This is a genomic window from Pseudomonas sp. Gutcm_11s, from assembly GCF_028649395.1.
In the GTDB taxonomy this organism is placed as follows: domain Bacteria; phylum Pseudomonadota; class Gammaproteobacteria; order Pseudomonadales; family Pseudomonadaceae; genus Aquipseudomonas.
On the sequence record NZ_JAQSUW010000014.1, the window covers coordinates 662,822 to 683,286 of the forward strand.

22 protein-coding genes are annotated in these 20,465 nt (G+C 62.0%); 6 read left to right on the forward strand and 16 right to left on the reverse strand.

The genetic code is table 11. The features are described from left to right. Positions 1-7 precede the first annotated feature (7 nt). From flgK to PTT45_RS14020, 12 genes are all read right to left on the reverse strand, one after another. The gene (gene flgK, locus PTT45_RS13965; protein ID WP_273813961.1) at positions 8-2,071 is read right to left on the reverse strand and encodes a flagellar hook-associated protein FlgK; all 2,064 of its coding nucleotides are present in this window, start codon (positions 2,069-2,071) and stop codon (positions 8-10) included. A 10-nt stretch (positions 2,072-2,081) separates the two neighbouring features. Then, positions 2,082-3,233 (reverse strand): flagellar assembly peptidoglycan hydrolase FlgJ, encoded by a 1,152-nt coding sequence (gene flgJ / locus PTT45_RS13970; RefSeq protein ID WP_273813963.1) that lies wholly within the window; start codon positions 3,231-3,233, stop codon positions 2,082-2,084. 11 nt (positions 3,234-3,244) lie between these two features. After that, positions 3,245-4,345, reverse strand: a complete 1,101-nt coding sequence (locus tag PTT45_RS13975) for a flagellar basal body P-ring protein FlgI (RefSeq protein ID WP_273813965.1) — start codon at positions 4,343-4,345, stop codon at positions 3,245-3,247. Positions 4,346-4,359: 14 nt separating this feature from the next. Then, positions 4,360-5,073: a flagellar basal body L-ring protein FlgH gene (gene flgH / locus PTT45_RS13980; protein ID WP_273813967.1), complete on the reverse strand. Its 714-nt coding sequence runs from the start codon at positions 5,071-5,073 to the stop codon at positions 4,360-4,362. A gap of 59 nt (positions 5,074-5,132) precedes the next feature. Further along, the gene (flgG, locus tag PTT45_RS13985; RefSeq protein ID WP_043310589.1) at positions 5,133-5,918 is read right to left on the reverse strand and encodes a flagellar basal-body rod protein FlgG; all 786 of its coding nucleotides are present in this window, start codon (positions 5,916-5,918) and stop codon (positions 5,133-5,135) included. Between the two features lie 46 nt (positions 5,919-5,964). Continuing rightward, complete coding sequence (gene flgF / locus PTT45_RS13990; RefSeq protein WP_273813968.1) at positions 5,965-6,708, reverse strand: flagellar basal-body rod protein FlgF; 744 nt, start codon at positions 6,706-6,708, stop codon at positions 5,965-5,967. A 196-nt stretch (positions 6,709-6,904) separates the two neighbouring features. Beyond that, a complete protein-coding gene (flgE, locus tag PTT45_RS13995) occupies positions 6,905-8,212 on the reverse strand; it encodes a flagellar hook protein FlgE (RefSeq protein ID WP_273813969.1) in 1,308 nt (435 codons plus the stop codon). Between the two features lie 44 nt (positions 8,213-8,256). After that, positions 8,257-8,925, reverse strand: a complete 669-nt coding sequence (gene flgD / locus PTT45_RS14000) for a flagellar hook assembly protein FlgD (protein WP_273813970.1) — start codon at positions 8,923-8,925, stop codon at positions 8,257-8,259. Between the two features lie 22 nt (positions 8,926-8,947). Then, complete coding sequence (flgC, locus tag PTT45_RS14005) at positions 8,948-9,391, reverse strand: flagellar basal body rod protein FlgC (RefSeq protein ID WP_273813971.1); 444 nt, start codon at positions 9,389-9,391, stop codon at positions 8,948-8,950. A gap of 14 nt (positions 9,392-9,405) precedes the next feature. Then, positions 9,406-9,813 carry a flagellar basal body rod protein FlgB gene (flgB, locus tag PTT45_RS14010; protein ID WP_273813972.1) on the reverse strand — a complete coding sequence of 136 codons (408 nt, stop codon included), beginning with the start codon at positions 9,811-9,813 and terminating at the stop codon, positions 9,406-9,408. A 231-nt stretch (positions 9,814-10,044) separates the two neighbouring features. Continuing rightward, positions 10,045-10,872 carry a protein-glutamate O-methyltransferase CheR gene (gene cheR, locus PTT45_RS14015; protein ID WP_043307888.1) on the reverse strand — a complete coding sequence of 276 codons (828 nt, stop codon included), beginning with the start codon at positions 10,870-10,872 and terminating at the stop codon, positions 10,045-10,047. A gap of 44 nt (positions 10,873-10,916) precedes the next feature. Then, positions 10,917-11,849, reverse strand: coding sequence for a chemotaxis protein CheV (locus PTT45_RS14020; protein WP_273813973.1), 933 nt, complete (start codon positions 11,847-11,849; stop codon positions 10,917-10,919). Positions 11,850-11,929: 80 nt separating this feature from the next. Between PTT45_RS14020 and flgA the strand changes: the two genes are divergently transcribed. The 4 genes from flgA (at position 11,930) to PTT45_RS14040 (ending at position 14,495) form a co-directional block, all read left to right on the forward strand. Continuing rightward, the gene (gene flgA, locus PTT45_RS14025; RefSeq protein WP_273813974.1) at positions 11,930-12,688 is read left to right on the forward strand and encodes a flagellar basal body P-ring formation chaperone FlgA; all 759 of its coding nucleotides are present in this window, start codon (positions 11,930-11,932) and stop codon (positions 12,686-12,688) included. A 133-nt stretch (positions 12,689-12,821) separates the two neighbouring features. Beyond that, the gene (flgM, locus tag PTT45_RS14030; protein WP_273813976.1) at positions 12,822-13,163 is read left to right on the forward strand and encodes a flagellar biosynthesis anti-sigma factor FlgM; all 342 of its coding nucleotides are present in this window, start codon (positions 12,822-12,824) and stop codon (positions 13,161-13,163) included. Positions 13,164-13,212: 49 nt separating this feature from the next. Continuing rightward, positions 13,213-13,680 (forward strand): flagella synthesis protein FlgN, encoded by a 468-nt coding sequence (locus PTT45_RS14035; protein ID WP_273813979.1) that lies wholly within the window; start codon positions 13,213-13,215, stop codon positions 13,678-13,680. 80 nt (positions 13,681-13,760) lie between these two features. Further along, on the forward strand, positions 13,761-14,495 hold the full coding sequence (locus PTT45_RS14040) for a flagellar brake protein (protein ID WP_273813980.1): 735 nt from the start codon (positions 13,761-13,763) through the stop codon (positions 14,493-14,495). Between the two features lie 45 nt (positions 14,496-14,540). Here the strand turns inward: PTT45_RS14040 and PTT45_RS14045 are convergent, their stop codons facing one another. The 4 genes from PTT45_RS14045 to PTT45_RS14060 form a co-directional block, all read right to left on the reverse strand. Further along, positions 14,541-15,782, reverse strand: a complete 1,242-nt coding sequence (locus tag PTT45_RS14045) for a glutamine synthetase family protein (protein ID WP_273813982.1) — start codon at positions 15,780-15,782, stop codon at positions 14,541-14,543. Between the two features lie 182 nt (positions 15,783-15,964). Next, complete coding sequence (locus PTT45_RS14050; RefSeq protein WP_273813984.1) at positions 15,965-16,201, reverse strand: glutaredoxin family protein; 237 nt, start codon at positions 16,199-16,201, stop codon at positions 15,965-15,967. A gap of 44 nt (positions 16,202-16,245) precedes the next feature. Continuing rightward, on the reverse strand, positions 16,246-17,388 hold the full coding sequence (locus PTT45_RS14055; RefSeq protein ID WP_273813985.1) for a DUF5610 domain-containing protein: 1,143 nt from the start codon (positions 17,386-17,388) through the stop codon (positions 16,246-16,248). Positions 17,389-17,478: 90 nt separating this feature from the next. Continuing rightward, a complete protein-coding gene (locus tag PTT45_RS14060; protein WP_273813986.1) occupies positions 17,479-18,036 on the reverse strand; it encodes a TetR/AcrR family transcriptional regulator in 558 nt (185 codons plus the stop codon). Positions 18,037-18,214: 178 nt separating this feature from the next. On the opposite strand from PTT45_RS14060, the gene PTT45_RS14065 reads away from it, so the two are divergent. Together PTT45_RS14065 and PTT45_RS14070 are read left to right on the forward strand one after the other, a co-directional pair. Then, complete coding sequence (locus tag PTT45_RS14065) at positions 18,215-19,072, forward strand: MBL fold metallo-hydrolase (RefSeq protein WP_273813988.1); 858 nt, start codon at positions 18,215-18,217, stop codon at positions 19,070-19,072. A gap of 108 nt (positions 19,073-19,180) precedes the next feature. Beyond that, the gene (locus PTT45_RS14070; protein ID WP_273813989.1) at positions 19,181-20,446 is read left to right on the forward strand and encodes an OprD family porin; all 1,266 of its coding nucleotides are present in this window, start codon (positions 19,181-19,183) and stop codon (positions 20,444-20,446) included. The last annotated feature ends 19 nt before the right edge of the window (positions 20,447-20,465 follow it).

The following is a 20,465-nucleotide window of genomic DNA, read 5'->3' on the forward strand; positions in this document are numbered from 1 at the left end:
GTCCGACTTAGAAGGTATTGATCAGAGTATCGAACAGGCTGCGCGCGACTTGAATGATCTGCGCGGACGCCTGGTAATACTGCTCGAACTGGATCAGCTTGGCCGCCTCTTCATCGAGGTTGACTGCCGACACCGAGTCGCGATTGTCAGTGGCCTGCTTGAGGATGGCGCCGGTCGCCTCACCGTCCACACGCGCCTGACTAGTGAGGGTACCGACCCGTTCCACAAGATCACCGTAGGAGTCAGTAAAACTCGCACCGGTGGTGCCGGGGAAGTTCGGATCGATGCCGATCGTCGCTTTGTTCTGCAGATCCGCCAGTTTCAGGGCGTTACGGTTATCCGACACACCGTTGGTGTTGAAGGAAATGGTGAAGTTGTCGCCTGTACTGGGACGGCCACTGATGGTGAATTCGAAGGTGAAATCATTCGGCGGCGTACCGGCAGTGATCTGCTGGGTGTTGTTCTGCCCCGGCACGATGGTATTGCTGCTCAGTACCGCACCCGTGGTATCGACCACGTCGTAGCCGGTGTCTGAAGTGAATACGATGCGCAACGGCGGCGTATCACGCAGGCTGGTTTCCATCGCAGCCTGCGCCACCGGATCGTAAATATCGATCTTTGTGATCAGACTGGGCTGGGTAATCGTACCGTTGCCGATATTGCCCGGGCTGGTCTCAGCCTTGAGTGGCGAGGCGAAGGCCAGCTCCTCGGCGTTCTTCAGATCGGCACGAATATCACTACCAGCAGTGCGCGTCGGCATCACCCGGAAACGGTCGCCAGCAGCGAAGGTGCCGGACGCAACGTTCATCGAGAACCCATCGAATACCAGCGGTGTTCCGCTGGTGATGTCGTAGGGCGATGGCGCAGCGACCATCGGGGTGTCCGGATCCCCATCGTCGTCATACAGAGCCGAGACGGTCTGGCCATCGGAAACCCGACGCACCGTGTACTCGGTGGCGCTGGTGAACTCGATCTCGTAGTCGCTGGTGGTCAGCGCAGTCGTGTTTTCGATCAGGACGTTGAGGTTGGCCGATGTATCACTGTTGCCGACCCGTGCCAGGCTGCGCTGGCCGATCAGCAGCGGATCATTGATATCGCGGAACAACGGCTCGCCGAAGTTGCCCTTGAGATCGAGGCCCTGCCCCAGCTGGCTGTTGATCTGGTCGGAGATCGATAGCGCCAGACGACCAACGGCGTTGAGCGACTCATCCAGCACGTCTTCACGATAGCGGATCAAGCCCCCCATCTCGCCACCGGTAATCAGGGTGGTGATGCCCTGGCGCGAGTTGCCGCTGACGAACTGCACCTCTGAGCGCAGCGGGTCGGCCGTGCCCGGCACCACCTCCAGCTTCGCCGCGGTAGCGCCCACCACCAATGGCTGGCCGGAGCCGATGAACAGGTTGTAACTGCTGTCATCCTGCGGAACCACCGTCACGCCGATGAACTCGGAGAGCTTGCGAACCGCTTCCTCGCGGGCGTCCAACAGGTCATTGGGCGCCTGACCGTTGGCAGCAGCCACGGCAATCGCGTTGTTGTAGCCCGCAATGGAAGTGGCCAGTTGATTGACCTGGTCGGTGACCGCCGAGAGCTGCTTGTTGATGAAGGAGTTCTGTTCGTAGAGGCGGTCGTAGATGGTGTTGAAACGCTTGGCCAGGCCCTCGGCCTCCGACAGCACCAGCTGGCGCGCCGGAATATTGGCTGGGTCCTCTGCCGCGGTCTGCAGCGCGGCAAACACCTTCTGCAGGCCTGGGGTGATACCGGTGGTGCTACCAGCCAGAAGCGAATCCAGCTGGTTGATCTGATCCAGGTAGGCGGTTACGTCGCTGTTCAGCGCAGTGCTGGTGCGCACCTGGGTGGTCAGGAATTCGTTATAGATGCGCCGTACATCGACCAGGGTAGTCCCCGTGCCGATATAGCCGGCGCCGCTGAACTGCGGAGTGCGCGTGGCCTGTATCGTGTCCTGCCGAGAGAAACCCGGCGTGTTGACGTTGGTGATGTTGTGGCCGGTGACCGCCAACGACGTCTTGTTCGCGGCGAGGCCCGACAGGCCAATGCTCAGTAGGTCAGCCATGATCTAGCTCTCAGGTCCTTGTGGTCGGGCTATCGGCGGCAGCTACAGCCTGATAGGTCTGCATCTGCCGGGCGATCTGCGCGATCTTGCGGGCGTATTGGGGGTCGGTGGCGTAACCGGCCTCCTGCAGCTCACGCACGAAGCTTTCCGGGTTCTCGGTCGCATCCAGGGCTTCTTGGTAGCGACCGTTGCCCTGCAGGAAACTCACGTAGTCGTTGAAACTCTGGCGGTAGGAGTCATAGGCGCGGAACGATGCCGCCTCCTTCACCGCCTCGCCGCCCTTGTACTCGGTGGTCAGCACCCGCGCCGAGTCACCCTGCCAGCCGCCATGCGCCTTGATACCGAACAGATTGTGGCTGCTGGAGCCATCTGACTGCTGGATGATCGACTTGCCCCAGCCGGTTTCCAGGGCAGCCTGGGCCACCAGGTAGCGGGCGTCGACACCGATCTTCTGCGCGGCCTCCTCTGCCAGCGGCAGCATGGTCTCGACGAACTCGGCGGCCGAGGAGAAGGCCGACTTGCCCTTGGCCAGCGGTGGCTGAGCGACACGGCGACCGCTGATGGCGTCGCTATCGTCCAGGCTCAGCGGCTTGCTGTCGGCCACGGCCTTGGTCTGCGCCGGCACCCAGTCGCTGCCGGCCAGTGGCTGACCTTCGGCGGCCGGGACTATGCCGGCCAACAGGCGATCGGTGAGTTTGCTCGGCAGGCTCAGGCGGCGCTGGTTGAGCAGCTGCGAGTCGTCGCGAGCGACACCACCCTCGCCCGCCGCCTTGAATGCTCCGGCGCGCGCGTTGGCGCCCGGCGACTCGACCTGGGCAAAGGGGTTGACCCGTTTCGGTCCGCTCTTCATCTGGCTGAGCTGACGCTCCAGCACCGAGGCCAGACCGATGCCACCGTTGTTCTTCGACAGGGTCACGGCCAGCTGCTGGTCGTGCATGTCCTGGTAGGTCTTGCTCTCGTTGCTGTTCATGAAGTTGCCTTCGCCGAACACTTCGTTCGCCTTGCGCATGGCCTTCATCATTTCATTGAGGAACAGCGACTCGAATTCCTGGGCGACCTTCTTGATGTTGCTTTCGCTGTCACCGCCGACCTTGAACTGGTTGAGCCGGTTCAGGTCGGTGTAGGCGCCGTTGTCTAGGCCGGCTGCGAGTCTGGAGTCCATGGTCGCCTCCGTCAGATCACGATCAGGTCAGCCTGCAAGGCGCCGGCTTGTTTCAGCGCCTCGAGGATGGCCATCAAGTCGGAGGGCGCGGCGCCCACCTGGTTAACCGCGCGCACGATCTCGTCCAGCGTGGTGCCCGGGCCGAACTTGAACATCGGCTTGGCTTCCTGCTGTGCATCGACCTGGGAGCGCGGCACCACTGCGGTCTGCCCGCCAGACAGCGCATTGGGCTGGCTGACGATCGGGTCTTCGGTGATGGTCACGGTCAGGCTGCCATGGGTCACGGCAGCCGGTTGCACCTTGACGTTCTGGCCGATGACGATGGTGCCGGTACGCGAGTTGATGATGACCTTGGCCGCCGCCTGCCCCGCCTCGATTTCGATGTTCTCCAGCACCGCCAGATAATCCACGCGCTGGTTCGGGTCCAGCGGCGCGCTGACGCGGATCGAGCCGCCGTCGATGGCCTGGGCCACGCCAGGGCCGAGCAGGCCGTTGATCTGATCGACGATGTTCTTTGCCGTGGTGAAATCCGGACGATTGAGATTGAGCGTCAGACTGTTGCCTTGATCGAAGCCGCTCGGCACCGGGCGCTCGACCGTGGCACCGGCAGGAATGCGGCCGGCCGACGGTACGTTGACGGTGATGCGCGAGCCATCGCCGCCAGTGGCATCGAAGCCCCCGACCACTAGGTTGCCCTGGGCGATGGCGTAGACGTTGCCGTCGATGCCCTTCATCGGCGTCATCAGCAAGCTGCCGCCGCGCAGGCTCTTCGAGTTACCGATCGAGGAGATGGTCACGTCGATCACCTGCCCCGGCTTGGCGAAGGGCGGCAGCTCGGCGTGCACGGATACTGCGGCAACGTTCTTCAGCTGCACGTTGCCGCCACCGGTCGGCACCTTGATGCCGAACTGCGCCAGCATGTTGTTGAAGGTCTGCAGGGTGAACGGTGTCTGCGTGGTCTGGTCACCAGTGCCGTTGAGGCCGACCACCAGGCCGTAACCGATCAGCTGGTTGGTCCGTACGCCCTGGATGCTCGCCAGGTCCTTCAGACGCTCGGCCTGTACGGCGCTGGCGACGAACAGCAGGCAAAGGACGGAAATCAGTCGTTTCATGATCGGCTACCTACTCAGAACGGGAACAACGGGCTCATGAAGAACCGGTCGAACCAGCCAGGCTGGCTGGCATCGGCGAAGGCCCCGGTACCCGAGTAGGTGATGCGGGCGTTGGCCACCCGAGTCGAGGACACCGTGTTGTCGGTGGCGATGTCATCGGCACGGATCATGCCGGCGATGCGCACCAGTTCGTCACCGGTGTTCAGCGTCATCCACTTCTCGCCGCGTACAGCCAGGATGCCGTTGGGCAGAACTTCCGCGACCGTCACGGTGATCGAGCCGGACAGGCTGTTGCTCTGATTGGCTGCCGAGTCGCCTTCGGTTGCACGGGTTCCGCTATAGCCTACGTCCAGGCTGAGATCGTTGGTCTTCAGCGGGTTGAGGCCGGAGTTCGGATTGTTCAACGACACGGCGCCGCCGAACAGCGAAGTCAGACCGAGGTTGGCAGTGCTGTTCTTCGACATGTCCGAACCGGCCGACTTGCTGGCCTGGGTGCGCTCGCTGAGGGTGATGGTGATGATGTCGCCGATGCGATAGGCCTTGCGATCGTCGTACAGGTTGGTCTCGAAACCGGCCTGGTAGATGGAGCCATTGCTCTGCGCGGCCGGCAGCGGAGTGCGCGGTAGCACCGGGGAGTAATAGGGGTCGTCCGGCTTCGGCGCAGGCGCAACGCAGCCACTCAGGACCACGCTGGCCAGCAGGGGGAGAAAAATCATCGGCCGGTTCATAACCACTTACCTCACGGTGTACGTATTGCTAGTTGCCGGCGCCTAGGGCGCCTGCGGTATTAAAGGTTCTGCGTGATGAAGGAGAGCATCTGGTCCGAGGTGGAGATCACCTTGGAGTTCATCTCGTAGGCGCGCTGGGTGGTGATCATGTTGACCAGCTCTTCCACCACGCTGACGTTGGAGTTCTCCAGGGTGTTCTGCAGCACGGTGCCCAGGCCGGTCAGGCCCGGGGTGCCGACCTGCGGCGCACCACTGGAAGCGGTCTCCAGGAACAGGTTGTTGCCGATGGCCTGCAGGCCCGCCGGGTTGACGAAGTCGGCGGTCTGGATGTTGCCGATCACCTGGGAGGCCGGGTTACCGGCAACGGTGACCGAAGCGGTGCCATCCTCGCCTACGGTGAAGGTCTGCACCTCGGCCGGCAGGACGATGGCCGGCTCGAGCGGGAAACCGCTGGAGGTAACGATCTGGCCATCGGAGTCCAGGTGGAAGCTGCCGTCACGGGTATAGCCGACGGTGCCATCCGGCATCAGCACCTGGAAGAAGCCGCGACCATTGACCGCCAGGTCCAACGGCTGTTCGGTGGTCTGCAGGCTGCCGGCGGTGAAGATCTTCTGGGTGCCAGCGATACGCACACCGGTACCCAGCTGCAGCCCGGTTGGCAGTTCGCTGTCCTGGCTGGACTGACCACCGGGCTGACGACGGATCTGGTACAGCAGATCCTCGAACTCGGCGCGATCGCGCTTGAAGCCGGTGGTCGAAACGTTGGCCAGGTTGTTGGAAATGGTGGTCAGGTTCATGTCCTGGGCGGACAGACCGGTTTTCGCAACCCAGAGTGCAGGAAGCATATTCTTTCTCCTCGAGCGCCAGATTCATGGCGCTTCGCGTTGGTGATTAGCTGAGTTGCATGACCCGTGCCATGGCTGCCGCATCGTCTTCGGCGGTACGCATCATCTTCACGTGCAGTTCGAACTGGCGGGACAGCGAGAGGATCGCGGTCATCTCCTCGACGGCATTGACGTTGCTCGACTCGAGGAAGCCGGAGGTGACCCGTACGTTGGCGTCGGCGGCGACCGGCTCGGTGGCGCCCTTGACGCGGATCAGGCCGTCAGTGCCCTTCTCCATGGTCTTCGGGTCCGGATTGACCAGCTTGATGCGGTCCACCTCTGCCATCACGTTCGGCGCTTCGCCGAGGGCACGAATACTGATGGTGCCGTCCTGGCCGATCTCGACCTTCTGCTCCGGCGGTACGGCAATCGGCCCGCCATTGCCGAGCACCGGCAAACCGTTGCCGGTGCGCAGCTGCCCAAGGGCATCGATCTGCAGGCTGGCAGTACGCACATAGGCCTCGCCACCGTCGGCAGCCTGCACGGCGATCCAGCCCTGGCCATCGACGGCTACGTCCATGTCGCGGCCAGTCTCCTGCAGGGAGCCGGGGGTGAAATCGGTAGCCGGGCGCTCGCTCATCGCATAGACGCGTGCCGGGTAGCTCTCGCCGAATACAGGCATGGAGCGCGCCTGCTCGTAGTCGCGACGGAAACCGGTGGTGGAAATGTTCGCCAGGTTGTTGGCGTGGGCGCGCTGGGCCAGGGTGTTCTGGCTGGCGCCGCTCATGGAGATATAAAGCATCTTGTCCATGGTTTGCTCCGCAGGTCGGCTGTTGCCGCTCGTAACTCAGTTACCTGCACTTCAGCAAACCGCGTGCCAGAACCAGACAAAATCTATATCTATATGATTTTTAAGTAATTATTAAAAACAAAAGCTCAGGATAGAGCTCACAGGAGAGGTGTTCCGGCGAGGGCTTGCCGCTGCCGGCAAGCCCCTTCCGTACTCATCAACGCAGGTTGATGATGGTCTGGGTGATGGCGCTTTCGGTCTCGATGGTCTTGGCGTTGGCCTGGTAGTTGCGCTGGGCAACGATCAGGTTCACCAGCTGATCGGACAGCTCGACGTTGGAGTCCTCCAGCGCACCGGCCTGCAGAGCACCCAGGGTGCCCGAGCGCGGCGTGCCGATCACCGGCTCACCGGACTGGAAGGATTGCACCCAGGCCGTCTTGCCTACCGGAGTCAGGCCCTGAACGTTGGCGAAGTTAGCCAACACCACCTGTCCCTGGATCAACGATTGGCCATTGGTGTAACGAGCGAAAATCACACCGGTGTCATCGATCTCCAGGCCGGCCAACTCGCCAGTGGTATAGCCATCCTGGCTTACCGAGGTAACAGCAAAGGAGCTGGCGAACTGAGTGGCATCGCGGATATCAATAGTCACGCCCGCAGTAGCGGCATCAGCACCGTTGGCGCTCCAGACCGGAGGAACCGCACTATCCGGCGCCGCAGGCACCCAGTTAGTCATGGTCATGGTGCCATCGGCATTCACCGTAAACTCCGGCGACGCCAGCGTCGTCAGATCCAGCTGCCCGGCGGCAGTGAAGTTCAGCGTCGCACTATAGGGCGTCGTCAAGGTTGGATCGTTGGGGTTACGACCGTCGACCAATACGTTCATGGTCCAGGCATTCGGCCCAGTCTTGACGAAATACTGGGTCATGACGTGGGCATTGCCCTGAGTGTCATAGATGTTGGTCGAGGTCGACGAGTTGTAGGTGGTCGGGTCGGCCGGATCGAACGGAGTGGTAGTAGGCACCGTATTGTTCGAGTTCAGGTTGAACGTCTGGCTCATGTTCTCCGTGGCGCGGGGAGACTGAGCAGCGGTCTGGATCCGGATGTCATCCACGATGCCATTCTGCAGATTGCCGGCGGCATCAACCGCATAACCTTGCAGCTTGTAACCGAAGTTGTTGACCACATAGCCATCGCGATCGGTACCGAAATAGCCAGCACGGGTATAGCTGATCTCACCATTGTTGCTGGTGACGAAGAAGCCATTGCCGTTGATGGCCAGGTCCAGGGCGTTCTGGGTGTAGTTGATGTTGCCCTGGTTGAACAGCTGCGACACGTCAGACAGCAGCACACCGCTGCCCGTCGGGTTGGAGCCACTACCGAGCATGGAGGCGGCATACACGTCGGAGAACTCGGCACGCGACTGCTTGAAGCCGGCGGTGCCGGCGTTGGCGATGTTGTTGCCGGTGACGTTGAGGTCCTTGGTGGCTGCCCGCAGACCGCTGAGACCGATATTGAAAGCCATGGATTTACTCCTTTGCCGCTACTGCCGGCGCTTACGGCCTGGGGTTACTGACCAATGATCTGGACCTGGGACAGCGCTACGCTGCCAAGCCCTGCAAGATTGAGCATCAGCTCGCCGCCGTTCTGGCCGAGAGTGACGCTATCGACGTTCGCCGGCAGCAAGGTGTAGAGCCCCTTGGTACCGTCGGAATAAGTGGCTTGCGCCTCGAACTTGTAGGTGCCGGGCGGTAACAGATTGCCGCTCGAGTCCTTGCCGTCCCACATGAAGCTGACATTGCCGGCAGACTGTTGGCCAAGATTCACGCGGCTCACCGCCTTGCCGGCACTGTCATAGACGTTGACGTACACGTTGCTGCTGGTAACCGGCAGGACCAGGCTGCCCTTGAAGGTCTCGCTGGTATCCACCACGGCCTTCTCGGTCGGAATAATCACCTTGCGCCCCACCAGGGACGATGCCTGCAACGCCTGAGAGGACTGGTAGCCGGAGAGCAGCGACTCCATGCTGGAGTTGAGCTGCTCGATACCCTCGACCTGGCTGAACTGCGCAAGCTGGGCGATGAACTCACCGTTCTCCTGCGGCTCCAGCGGGTTCTGGTTGTTCAACTGGGCCACCAGCAACTCGAGGAACTGGTTCTTGCCGAGCTCCTTGTTCTGCGTGGTGTCCTGCTGAATCTGGTACTGGTCCAGTGCGGAACTAACGCCACTGACACTCATTGTCTAGCTCCTCGTTCGCGGCTTACTGACCCAGGGTCAGTACGCGCTGCATCATCTGCTTGGCGGTGTTCATCATTTCCACGTTGGTCTGGAATGCGCGGCTGGCAGAGATCATGTCAGCCATTTCTTCGACCACGTTGACGTTGGGGTAATACACGTAGCCCTTCGCATCGGCCGCCGGATGGTTCGGCTCGTAGCGAGGCATCAGGCTGCTCTGGTCCTCGACCACACCCAGTACCTGCACCCCACGGCCGGGCTGATCCTGGTCGGCGAACAGCGAGCCGCGATCACCTTCCATGGTCGATTCGAACGTGGTGGCGAACACCGGGTGGCGAGCGCGGTAGGTCTGATTGATGCTCGAAGAGACCGTCTCGGCGTTGGCAATGTTGCTGGAGATGGTGTTCAGGCGAGTGCTCTGGGCGCTCATGCCGGTACCGGCGATATTGAAGACACTGGCGAGTGACATGGTGGTGATCTCCCTTATTCGCCGCGCAGGGCGCTGACCAGCCCTTTGAACTTGCTGTTGAGCAGGGTGAAGCTGGCCTGGAACTGCACCGCGTTCTCGGTGTAGTTGGCCTGCTCCTGCTGCATGTCGACGCTGTTCTGATCGATAGACGGGTGGAACGGGGTGCGGTAGCGCAATGCTGGGTCGGCCAGCTCGATACCGTCTGCGGCAATGTGGCGGCCGTCGGTACGGCTCAGCCCGAATTGCTTGCCGCTCTGCTTCTCGCTCTGTTCGGCCAGTACGGCGGAGAAGTCCAGATCACGCGCTTTGTAGTTCGGGGTATCGGCGTTGGCGATGTTGTTGGACAGGACCTCGGCGCGGCGGGCGCGGAAGCCTAGGGCCGTTTCGTGGATGCCAAGTGCGCTTTCGAAGCTGATGCTCATGATCTGGAACCTTTGCCGGTTGGGCGTGTTGCCAGACATTCAGCAAAGGTTGTGCCAGTTTTATTTTTACTTATTTTTCAATGACTTATTGATTTAAAGGCTGGCAACTCAGCGGCAAGCGGCAAGGCTTTTCCGCTTAAACCGGCCTAGGCGGCAAAACCGGCAATCCCTTTTGCCGCCCCAAAAAGAAAACGGGAGGCCTCAGCCTCCCGTTTTCATTTCAACTCCGGATCATTTCACCTTGTAGATGATCCCAGGGCTGCACTGCACCATCTGATAGAGGTCTGGCAGGCCATTGAGCGCCTCGGAAGCCCCGAGGAAGAGATAGCCACCCGGCTTCAGCGTGGCATGGATGCGGGTGAGGATGTCCTTCTTCACCTCGGCCGAAAAATAGATCAGCACGTTGCGGCAGAACACCACGTCGAATTTACCGAGAGCCGCATAGCTCTCCAGCAGGTTCAGCGGGCGGAACTCGATTCGACTCCGGATCGGTGTCTTGACTGCCCAACGCCCCGGCCCCTTGGGGTCGAAGTAACGCTGCAGTCGATCCTGTGACAGGCCACGACCCATGGCTAGGCTGTCGTACTCGCCGGACTTGCAGTTGGTCAGCATCGACGGAGACAGATCGGTCGCCACTATCTGCACGCCGGCCTTGAGCTGACCGAGATTGGTCTTCTCGAACTCGTCGATGGTCATGGACAGTGAATAAGGCTCCTGCCCCGAGGAGCAGGCCGCAGACCAGATGCGCAGGCGCTGGCTGGGATTAGCCTTGATCAGTTCCGGCAGAACCCGGTTCTTCATCACCTCGAAGGGGTAGGTATCGCGGAACCACAGGGTTTCGTTGGTGGTCATCGCGTCCACCACCTGCTCACGCAACCCTCCACGGGGCTGAGCCTGCATCTTCTGCACCAGCTCGCCGAGGGTCTTGATCCCCTGCTGCTCCATCAGCTTGTTCAGGCGGCTGGACACCAGGTACTGCTTATTGCTCCCCAGCAGAATGCCGCAGGCCTTTTCCAGAAAGGTCCGGAACTGCTCGAAATCCAAATTACCTGAAGACACTAATGCCGCCTCACCATACATAGTCCTAACCGAGGGCCGAGCCCTCAGCCCCCATCAGCTACACGGATGCGTTCAACCACACGCGACGCCAGGTCATCCGGGCGGAACTTCGCCAGGAAATCGTCTGCGCCGACCTTCTTCACCATCGCCTGGTTGAACACGCCGGAAAGTGAAGTATGCAGAATCACGTGGAGGGTCTGCATCCTCGGATCGGAGCGAATCTCCGCCGTCAGGGTGTATCCATCCATCTCCGGCATCTCGATGTCGGAGATCAGCATGAGGAATTCCTTCGCCGGATCCTTGCCGTCTTCCACCATCTTGCGCAGGTAGTCATAGGCCTCACGCCCGTCGTTGAGCGCCACGACCTCCACGCCAACGCTCTCCAGGCAACGCGAGACCTGCTTGCGCGCCACCGAGGAGTCGTCGCAGATCAGCACGCGCTTGGACACCGCCTTGGCCTGCGTCTCGACGTCCACCACACCCTCGGAAATCGCTTCCGACATGGGCGCGACCTCGGCGAGGATCTTCTCCACGTCGATGACCTCCACCAGCCTGTTGTCCACGCGAGTTACCGCAGTCAGGTAGTGGTCACGACCCGTGCCCTTGGGTGGCGGATGAATCTCGCCCCAGTTCATGTTGACGATGCGCTCCACCGAGCGCACCAGAAAACCCTGAACCTTGGTGTTGTACTCGGTGATGATCACGAAACTGTTCTGGATGTCGTCCAGCGCGGACCTACCAGTGGCCAGTGCCAGATCCAGGATAGGGATGGTGCCCCCGCGAATGTTCGCCACACCGCGCACCACCTGACTGGATTTGGGCATCACGGTGAGCTTGGGGCACTGCAGTACCTCCTTCACCTTGAACACGTTGATGCCGTAGAGCTGCGGACCGTCCAAGCGGAACAGCAAGAGCTCCAGGCGGTTCTGCCCGACCAGTTGGGTACGCTGGTTAACCGAGTCCAATACTCCGGCCATGCCCAGACTCCTTATTGTTCATATCGCCGTGCGTCCTGCTAAAGCCTAGCAGGCGGCACGGGCCTTGCTTTGTAAGCGCCATGAACACATTCACGACACTTTCCCGACGCATGATGGCAAAACGCCTCGGCCTTGCCGGTGTTTTACCCGCTTTGGGCCTGTTCGGCTACAGCTCGCTACACGCTGCACCTCTAACCCTGCCCGAGGAGCTTATCGGCGCTACCGAGGGCTTTCTTGAGTTCATGGTCGAGGACTATCTAGAGCGTAGCGAAATCCCAGCACGCCATGAAATTCAAGTGAATCAGCTTGACCCGCGCCTGCGCCTGGCCGCCTGTGACAGTGATTTGACGCAGAGCCTGGAAAGCCCGGCACAACCAGTCGGTAGGGTTACCGTGCGGGTCAGCTGCGAGGGCAGTACGCCTTGGACAGTGTTTGTCCCCGCCCAGGTGCGTATCTTCCGACCGGTGGTAGTGCTGAAGACAGCGCTCAAGCGCGACGCCATTGTAGGGCCAGCAGACATAGCGCTGGTCGAGCAGGACATTGGCTTGCTCAACCGAGGCTACATAACCGATCCAGCCCAGGCCATCGGCAAAAAAATGACGCGACCGGCACAAATGGATCAGGTGCTGACTCCCGCACAGCTGCAATTGGCCGAAAGCGTACGCCGCGGCGACCAGGTAGTCATTGCCGCGCAGAGTGGCGGCATCAGCGTACGGATGCAGGGCGAAGCCTTGTCTGCCGGCACTCTCGGCCAACAGATCAGCGTGCGCAACCTGGCCTCACAGCGGGTGGTCAGGGCCCGGGTGGTGGGTCCAGGTCAGGTCGAGGTGGAAATGTAGGCACGATTCTTGTAGCGCAATTAACCGACGATTTCCTACACTGTTAAACGACGCACACATTTGCGCCCTAAAGTTTCGACGGGACCGGCCGACAACCCAGTCAAGCGTCCAGATACCGTCAGAGGTTCACAACATGGTTATCGACTTCAACAGGCTGAACAATGCCTCCAACGCCGCCAACAGCGGGCGTACCGGCAATGCTCAGGCCAGCGGCCGAAATGAAGCCGTCAGCAGCACGCCGCCGAATGCGGCTCAGGTTGCCGATGAGCAGGCCACTGCCGGCAAGACGGGTGAATCCGTTCAGCTCAGCCGTGAAGCCCAGCAGTTGCAGAAAGTGAGCGACAAGCTGCGTGACCTGCCGACCGTGGACAAAGAGCGCGTCGCCAAACTGAAGCAGGCCATCGCCGATGGCAGCTACCAGGTCGATGCCCAGCGCGTCGCCGGCAAGCTGCTCGATTTCGAATCCCAGCGCTAGTCTCAGGGCTGCGCTGGGGGTGTTGGACGCCCGATCCCCAGAGCCCGCGATGCAAAGTAACGAACTGCTGCAACTGTTCATCGAAGATATCGGCACGGCACAGCGCCTGCTTGAATTGATCGATACCGAATTCCAGGCCATGGGCGAGCGCGACCTGCCACGCCTGGAACAAATCCTTGGTGAAAAAATCCCCCTCCTCGGCCTGCTCGACCAGCACGGCACGGCACGCAGCAAACTGCTCGCCGCGCAGCAGCTGAGCGCCGACCGTGCCGGCCTGGAAACCCTGGCCAGCCGCAGCACCAACGGCGCCGAGCTGCTTGCCCGTAGCGACGAGCTGAGCCAACTTCTTGAAAGCTGCCGCGACGCCAACCAACGCAATGGCCGGCTGATCCGTGCCAATCAGGCATCCCTGAAAAGCGTACTCGGCATTCTCCGCGGCGGAGAAACACCGGGGCTCTATGACAGCCGCGGCGGCGCCGCTAGAATCGCGCAGCAACGCCCGCTCAGCCAGGCCTGAGCCCCATAACAACAAGCACAGGGACATGCCGGCAATATGCCAGTATGCTAGTGCGGTAGTACCCCGGAGATTGTTGGATCGTGTCCAATCCATTCCACGAAGACGATGGCCCGCAGCCACCCAAGGTGCTGAGCGCGCCACTGGAGATCTTCGCCAACCTGCGCATGCTGCAGCAGAGCAACGACCCGCTGATCATCATGTTCAAGGAGCGCAACCAGCGCTTCCAGAGTTTCCTGGTCGAGGTCAACCGCGAACGGGGCGTGATCGCCTTGGACGAAATGGTGCCCAACGACGGCGAGCGCTTCATGCAGAACGGCGAACCGTTCCGCGTCGAGGGCTTTCACGACGGCGTGCGCATCGCCTGGGACTGCGATGACCCGGTACAGATCGGTGAGCTGGAAGGCTCTCGCTGCTACTGGAGCCACATGCCGGAGCGGGTCACCTATCACCAGCGCCGCAACGCATTTCGCGCCTCTCTCGGCCAGGGCCAACTGGTCAACATCGAGCTGTCCGGCACCCGCCTCACCCCAGGTCTCAAGGGCCAGATGCTGGACATCTCCGCCACCGGCTGCCGCCTGCGCTTCGCTGGTGATGTCTGTGGCCGTCTGCAGGCCGGCCAGGTCTATGAACGCTTCGCCGCGTCCCTGCCGATCGGCGCCATGACCATGGCAGTAGAGCTACGCCATGTGCACTATGTGGAGAAGGTCGACATGACTTTCGCCGGCCTGCGCTTCCACCGCCTGAGCGGTCTGGAACAGCGCCAGGTAGAGCGCTTCGTCTACCAGCTGCAGCGCGAGGCGCGCCGCGACGACTAACGCAAACGCTTGAAGAAAAGGCCGCCCCAGAGCGGCCTTTTTCATTCAGACCTGGCCGCCGAGCACTCGCCGCTCCCAGGGCGTGATCTCGTCCAGGTAGCTCGTCAGCTCCATGCCCTTGCTCGCGCAGTAGCCTCCGATGAATTCCTCGCCAAACCACTGCCTGGCTAGCTCACTGCCCTGCAGCCGCTGGAGCGCAGCATGCATGGTGCACGGCAGACTGAGCGCCGGCGGCACCTCGAACTCCCCCTGGATCGCCGCGTGCGGCTCAAGCTCCTGCCTCATGCCATGCAGGCCGGCGGCCAGGCTGGCGGCGATGGCCAGGTACGGATTGGCGTCGGCACCAGGCAGGCGGTTCTCCACCCGCCGCGCTGCCGGCCCGCTGGCCGGGATGCGCAGACCAGCGGCGCGATTGTCATGCGACCAGCAGGCGTTGTTCGGCGAAGCATAGGGATGGCACAAGCGCTGATACGAGTTCACGTGCGGCGCGAACAATAGCGTGAAGTCTGCCAGCGCCGCCTGCTGGCCACCGATGAAGTGGAAGAACGCCGGCGTCGCCTCGCCATCCTCGGCGGTGAAGATATTGCGACCGCTACCCTGCACCACCACGCTCTGATGGATGTGCATGGAGCTACCCGGTGTATGCGGCAGCGGCTTGGCCATGCACACCACGGCTAGGCCGTGCTTGAGCCCGACCTCGCGCAACATGTGCTTGAACAGGAACGTCTGGTCGGCCACCAGCAGTGGGTCGCCATGCAGCAGATTGATCTCGAACTGGCTGACGCCCATCTCGTGCATGAAGGTATCGCGCGGCAAGCCGAGCGCGGCCATGCAGCGGTAGACCTCCTCGAAGAACGGCCGCAGACCATTACCCGATGACACACTGAAGGCCGAGCAGCCGCTCTCGCGACTGCCATCCAGGCCCAGCGGTGGGCGGAACGGCTGTGCGGCGTCCAGATGCCGCTCGAAGACAAAGAACTCCAGCTCGGCGGCCACCACCGGCTGCCAACCATGCTCGGCGTAAGCGGCGACTATGCGCTTGAGCAAGCCCCTCGTGGACAGGCCGGAGCTGCGCCCATCCAGCTCGTCGGCATCACAGATCGCCATGGCCCGCGGCGAGTCACTCCAGGGCAGGCGGAACACGCGCTCCGGCTCGCTGCTGAGCACCAGGTCGCCATCATCGCTGCCGTAGAAGCGCGCCGGTGGATACCCGCCCATGATGCATTGCAGCAGCACTCCTCGCGCCAGCTGCAAACGGCGCCCTTCGAGAAAGCCCTCTGCGGTCATGACCTTGCCTCGCGGCACGCCATTGAGATCCGCGGTGACACATTCGACTTCGCCTATTCCGGTCAAGCGCTCTACGAGCGAACTACGGCCGTCGGTATTCATAACTGCTTGTCCTTGTTATTGATCCGTACAAAATACGCATCAGCCGTTCAAGATTTCAAGCAGTCAAAACAGGGAGGGATTCAGCGCAGGAAGGCCACGACCTGATCGGCATCGAAGGGCCAGTTGAGCTCGGCGCCACTGTCGTTGCGACGCAGCACCGGAATACGCAGGCCGTATTGCTCGACCCAGTCCTCGCGTTCGGCGATATCCACCAGTTCGACGAGCAAGCCATGCTCGACGAAGGGCATCAGCAACGCCTCGGCCACCTCGCAAAGGTGGCAGCCGAGGGTGCCGAAGAGTTGGCATTCAGGGGGCATCGGTGCGTCTCCGAATTCGATCAGAGACGCAGTCTAACACCCGCTCAGGCCTCCTCGGCCTTGGGCTGGGTGCCGAGCATGCCCTGCAGGCCATCGAGCAGGCGGCTGTTGAGCTCCTTCGCCTTGTCCAGCAGCGACTCATCGAAGCGCTCGTCGAGGCTGAAGCCGCCCTCCAGCAGTTGCTCCAGAGTTCCTTTGGCGTCCTCCGACACCTTGTCGGCAGTGCGCAGTGCATCGAGCAGGCCGCGGGCATAGTCGATCAGGTCGTCGTTCACCGCGCTGGCGGCCTGGCCGCCCTGCTGGGCGACGGCACCGTAGGTATCGGTAGCCTGCCGCACGCTGGTCTGGGTCAGCTGCAGCGACATGGAGGCCAGTTGCGAGCCGTCGATGTTCAGCTGCATGGCGCGGTCGAAGGCGCCTTCCAGGTTGCCCGAGTAGAAGTCGCTGGAGATGTCCTGCACCTGCTTGAACAGGTCTTCCAGAGCACTGCGCTCCTCGTCATCCAGTTCGCCTTCCACCTGCACCTGCCAGGCGCCGATCTGGATGCTGCCGGAATTGCTGCTGGCGCTGCCCACCGAGGTGCTGCCATTGCTGGCAGCGGCGACGCTGGATTGCGACCAGCTGGCCGAGGCACTGGCAATGGAGATTTTCAGGCGATCACCATCGCGGGTGGTGACCTGCATGTCGAAGGTCTCGGCCTGGGCGGCAAAACGCTCGCTGCGCGCCGCCACGGCCACGGTATTGCCGTTGCCGCCGGGAGTAGTCTTGCCGTAGTCAGACTGCAGCCCATTCAGGCCGTTCTGGATCTTGTCGTAGGTGGCATCGATGTCCTCGGCCACCTTGCCCTTGAGCACGCCCATGCCGTCGAGAATCTTGCGCGCCTCGGCAAAGCCCTTCTCCACGCCTTCGCGGGCCTGAGCCAGCAGGCTCTCCAGCTTGGCCGGATCGGCGCCAGCAGCGGCCTCGCTCTTCATACGCTGCTCGATGAAGCCGACCACGCGGTCGGCCACCTTGTCCGGCGTGAAGTCGTCACGCTTGCCGTCCAGGGCGCCGGGCTCGAGGCCGAGGCGATTGGCCAGACGGTTGGCCAGGGTGCTCTGCGGATCGACCTGGCCACGTTGATTGGCCAGGGTATTGATACCAGTCGGGCGCGACTGGGAGGGCGAGAGGGAAGCCAGATTGGTCATGATGGCGTACCAGGCAGGGTGAACTGCCAGTTTGACGGCCGCAGTCCGGAAAATTTGAGGGTAAACCGACCAGCGGGCATCAGCCGATGGCTATACCCCGCGAGCCTGCAGCAGGGTTTCGGCGGCGGCGCGCGCCTGCAGCGCCTGATCACCCGGTCCCTGCACGTGGGCCATGCTCAGCGCGCCCTCGAAGAGGAATTGCAGCTGACTCGCCAGCGGCAGCGCATCCGCCACGCCGAGCTGCTCCAGCGACTGGCGCAGATGCTCGGCAAAGGCCGCCTTGAAGGTCGCCGCCTGCCGATGAATCGGGTGCTGGCGATCATGGAACTCGGCGGCGGCATTGATGAAGCTGCAGCCGCAGAAATCGGCCGCGCTGATCCAAGCATGCAGGCCATCAAACACCAGCAGCACCGCCTCGCGCGGCGCCGCGCTGTCACGCAGTGCATTCAACTGCTCAAGCACGGCCTGCCCACGGTTTTCCAGCACCGCCAGGATCAGCTCGTCCTTCGATTTGAAGTGCTTGTACAGGGTCATCTTGGCCACACCAGACTCGGCCAGGATGCGGTCGATGCCGGTCGCGTGATACCCCTCGCGGTAGAACAACTCCAGCGCGGTATTGATCAGTTGCTTGCGTTTGTTCGAAGCCATCAGGGTCCTCCATCGGGCGGACATTATGCGGGCGGCGGCGACCGACGCTCCAGCATGGGAAGCCACGCTTGAAATATACAGACCTGTCTGTCTATTATCGAGAAACTAATAAATACAAGGTCCTCGCCATGCTGCTCCATGACTTCACCCTCCTCTCGCCCGTTCGAGGAAACTGAACATGCGCGCCCTGCTCTTCCTCTTGCTGCTGGCACTTGCCGGCGCCACCCAGGCCGCCGGCCTGCGCTTCGCCCTGGTCAAGACTGCCGAAACCGAGACGCTCGACGCCTTCACCGTAGAGGATGGCGCCTGGACCGAGAAGGTCATCGCCAACCACGTCGCCGTACTGATCGAGCACCATGCCGCCACGCTATTGCTGGATACCTCACTGGGGCGCCAGGTGGACCGCCAGTTCGACTCCGAGATGCCCTGGTACGACAAGCCGCTACTGCAATACGGCGCGGTGACGCCGGTGCGCGACCAACTGGATCGCGATGGAGTACGGGTCGACCGCATCCTCCTCACGCACAGCCACTGGGACCACGCCTCGGGCCTGGCCGACTTCCCCGAAGTACCGGTCTGGGCGCCCTACGAGGAGATCGAGTTCAGCCGCATCGCCGTACCACCGGCGGTATTGCCCAGCCAGTTCGCGCATGCCATCCGCTGGGTGCCCTATCAGTTCGACGACCAACCGTTCATGGGTTTCGAGCGCAGCCACGACCTGTTCGGCGACGGCAGCCTAGTGCTGGTGCCACTGGCGGGCCATACGCCCGGAGGGGTTGGCCTGTTCCTGACCCTCGACGATGGCCGGCGTTTCTTCTTCACCGGCGATGCCAGCTGGCGCCTGGAGGGTTTCACCGGCCCCAGGGAAAAGTTCTGGATCAGCCGCAACATGGTCGACAACGACCGAGAAGGCACCCGCCTGCAGCTGGAAAAGGTGCATGCCCTGCTGCAGGAGCACCCGGGGCTGACCGTGGTCCCGGCCCATGACGAATCCGTGCAGCGCAAGCTCGGCTATTACCCGCACTGGGTGGAGTGACCCTCGACCAATGTCTAGAGGCAGCAATATTTTCGAAATGTTTTAGTCTTCAGGCTGCAACGACTTCGGACAACCGAAGCGCCTTCACCAGCCGAGGAAACAATAACAATGAGCAAAACCCCTCTCGCCCGCGGTGTGGCCCTGGCCGCGCTGGGCACCAGCCTCACATTGCCCTCCCTCGCGCAGGCGGCCTTCCTGGAAGACAGCAAGGCCAGTATCGAACTGCGTAACTTCTACATGAACCGCGACTTCCGCCAGGAAGGCGCAGCCCAGTCCAAGGCCGAGGAATGGGCCCAGGGCTTCATCCTGCGCTACGAGTCCGGCTTCACCGAGGGCACCGTCGGCTTCGGTGTGGACGCCATCGGCGCCCTGGGCGTGAAACTGGACTCCAGCCCTGATCGCGCCGGTACCGGCCTGCTGCAACGTGACCGTGAGACCGGCCGCGCGCAGGACGACTACGGCGATCTGGGCGCCACCGCCAAGATGAAGATCTCCAAGAGTGTGGTCAAAGTCGGCACCCTGATGCCCAAGCTACCAGTGGTGCAGGCCAACGATTCGCGCCTGCTGCCGCAAGCCTTCAGCGGTGGTGCGTTGAACTCCACCGAGATCGATGGCCTGACCGTCGATGCCGGCCGCCTCAAGCAGTACAACCAACGTGACTCCTCGGATTACGAGGACATGGTGATGACCACCGGCGCACGCCGCAACATCACCGGCACCACTGGCGTCACCGCTGACAAGTTCGACTTCGGCGGCCTCAGCTACAAGTGGAACGACAGCCTGACCACCAGCTACCACTACGGCGCACTGGAAGACCTGTACAAGCAGCACTACCTGAGCCTGGTACACGTCCTGCCGATCGCCGACAAGCAGTCGCTGAAGTCCGATATCCGCTGGGCGCGCTCCACTGACGATGGCAACACCAACGTCGACAACAAGGCGCTCAACGCCATGTTCACCTACAGCCTGGGCGGCCATGCCTTCGGCCTCGGCTACCAGAAGATGAGCGGCGACACCGGCTTCGCCTACATCAACGGTACCGACCCGTTCCTGGTCAACTATGTGCAGATCGGCGACTTCGCCAACAAGGACGAGAAGTCCTGGCAGGCCCGCTATGACTACAACTTCGCCGCCATCGGTATTCCCGGCCTGACCTTCATGACCCGCTACCTGAGCGGCGACGATGTCGACATGGGCGCCGCCGGCAATGACGGCAAGGAATGGGAGCGCAACACCGACATCGCCTATGTGTTCCAGGAAGGCCCGCTGAAGAACTTCGGCGTGAAGTGGCGCAACGCCACCGCACGCAGCAACTTCGGCAACGACCTGGATGAGAATCGCCTGATCCTCAGCTACAGCCTGTCGCTCTGGTAAACCCAGCCCCATGAAAAAG

What these genes read in the sequence shown, in the direction of transcription:
- flgK (WP_273813961.1), bottom strand. Translation starts at nt 2,071, where the DNA reads ATGGCTGACCTACTGAGCATTGGCCTGTCGGGCCTCGCCGCGAACAAG.
- flgJ (WP_273813963.1), bottom strand. Translation starts at nt 3,233, where the DNA reads ATGGACTCCAGACTCGCAGCCGGCCTAGACAACGGCGCCTACACCGAC.
- PTT45_RS13975 (WP_273813965.1), bottom strand. Translation starts at nt 4,345, where the DNA reads ATGAAACGACTGATTTCCGTCCTTTGCCTGCTGTTCGTCGCCAGCGCC.
- flgH (WP_273813967.1), bottom strand. Translation starts at nt 5,073, where the DNA reads ATGAACCGGCCGATGATTTTTCTCCCCCTGCTGGCCAGCGTGGTCCTG.
- flgG (WP_043310589.1), bottom strand. Translation starts at nt 5,918, where the DNA reads ATGCTTCCTGCACTCTGGGTTGCGAAAACCGGTCTGTCCGCCCAGGAC.
- flgF (WP_273813968.1), bottom strand. Translation starts at nt 6,708, where the DNA reads ATGGACAAGATGCTTTATATCTCCATGAGCGGCGCCAGCCAGAACACC.
- flgE (WP_273813969.1), bottom strand. Translation starts at nt 8,212, where the DNA reads ATGGCTTTCAATATCGGTCTCAGCGGTCTGCGGGCAGCCACCAAGGAC.
- flgD (WP_273813970.1), bottom strand. Translation starts at nt 8,925, where the DNA reads ATGAGTGTCAGTGGCGTTAGTTCCGCACTGGACCAGTACCAGATTCAG.
- flgC (WP_273813971.1), bottom strand. Translation starts at nt 9,391, where the DNA reads ATGTCACTCGCCAGTGTCTTCAATATCGCCGGTACCGGCATGAGCGCC.
- flgB (WP_273813972.1), bottom strand. Translation starts at nt 9,813, where the DNA reads ATGAGCATCAGCTTCGAAAGCGCACTTGGCATCCACGAAACGGCCCTA.
- PTT45_RS14020 (WP_273813973.1), bottom strand. Translation starts at nt 11,849, where the DNA reads ATGGCCGGAGTATTGGACTCGGTTAACCAGCGTACCCAACTGGTCGGG.
- flgA (WP_273813974.1), top strand. Translation starts at nt 11,930, where the DNA reads ATGAACACATTCACGACACTTTCCCGACGCATGATGGCAAAACGCCTC.
- flgM (WP_273813976.1), top strand. Translation starts at nt 12,822, where the DNA reads ATGGTTATCGACTTCAACAGGCTGAACAATGCCTCCAACGCCGCCAAC.
- PTT45_RS14035 (WP_273813979.1), top strand. Translation starts at nt 13,213, where the DNA reads ATGCAAAGTAACGAACTGCTGCAACTGTTCATCGAAGATATCGGCACG.
- PTT45_RS14045 (WP_273813982.1), bottom strand. Translation starts at nt 15,782, where the DNA reads ATGACCGCAGAGGGCTTTCTCGAAGGGCGCCGTTTGCAGCTGGCGCGA.
- PTT45_RS14050 (WP_273813984.1), bottom strand. Translation starts at nt 16,201, where the DNA reads ATGCCCCCTGAATGCCAACTCTTCGGCACCCTCGGCTGCCACCTTTGC.
- PTT45_RS14055 (WP_273813985.1), bottom strand. Translation starts at nt 17,388, where the DNA reads ATGACCAATCTGGCTTCCCTCTCGCCCTCCCAGTCGCGCCCGACTGGT.
- PTT45_RS14060 (WP_273813986.1), bottom strand. Translation starts at nt 18,036, where the DNA reads ATGGCTTCGAACAAACGCAAGCAACTGATCAATACCGCGCTGGAGTTG.
- PTT45_RS14065 (WP_273813988.1), top strand. Translation starts at nt 18,215, where the DNA reads ATGCGCGCCCTGCTCTTCCTCTTGCTGCTGGCACTTGCCGGCGCCACC.
- PTT45_RS14070 (WP_273813989.1), top strand. Translation starts at nt 19,181, where the DNA reads ATGAGCAAAACCCCTCTCGCCCGCGGTGTGGCCCTGGCCGCGCTGGGC.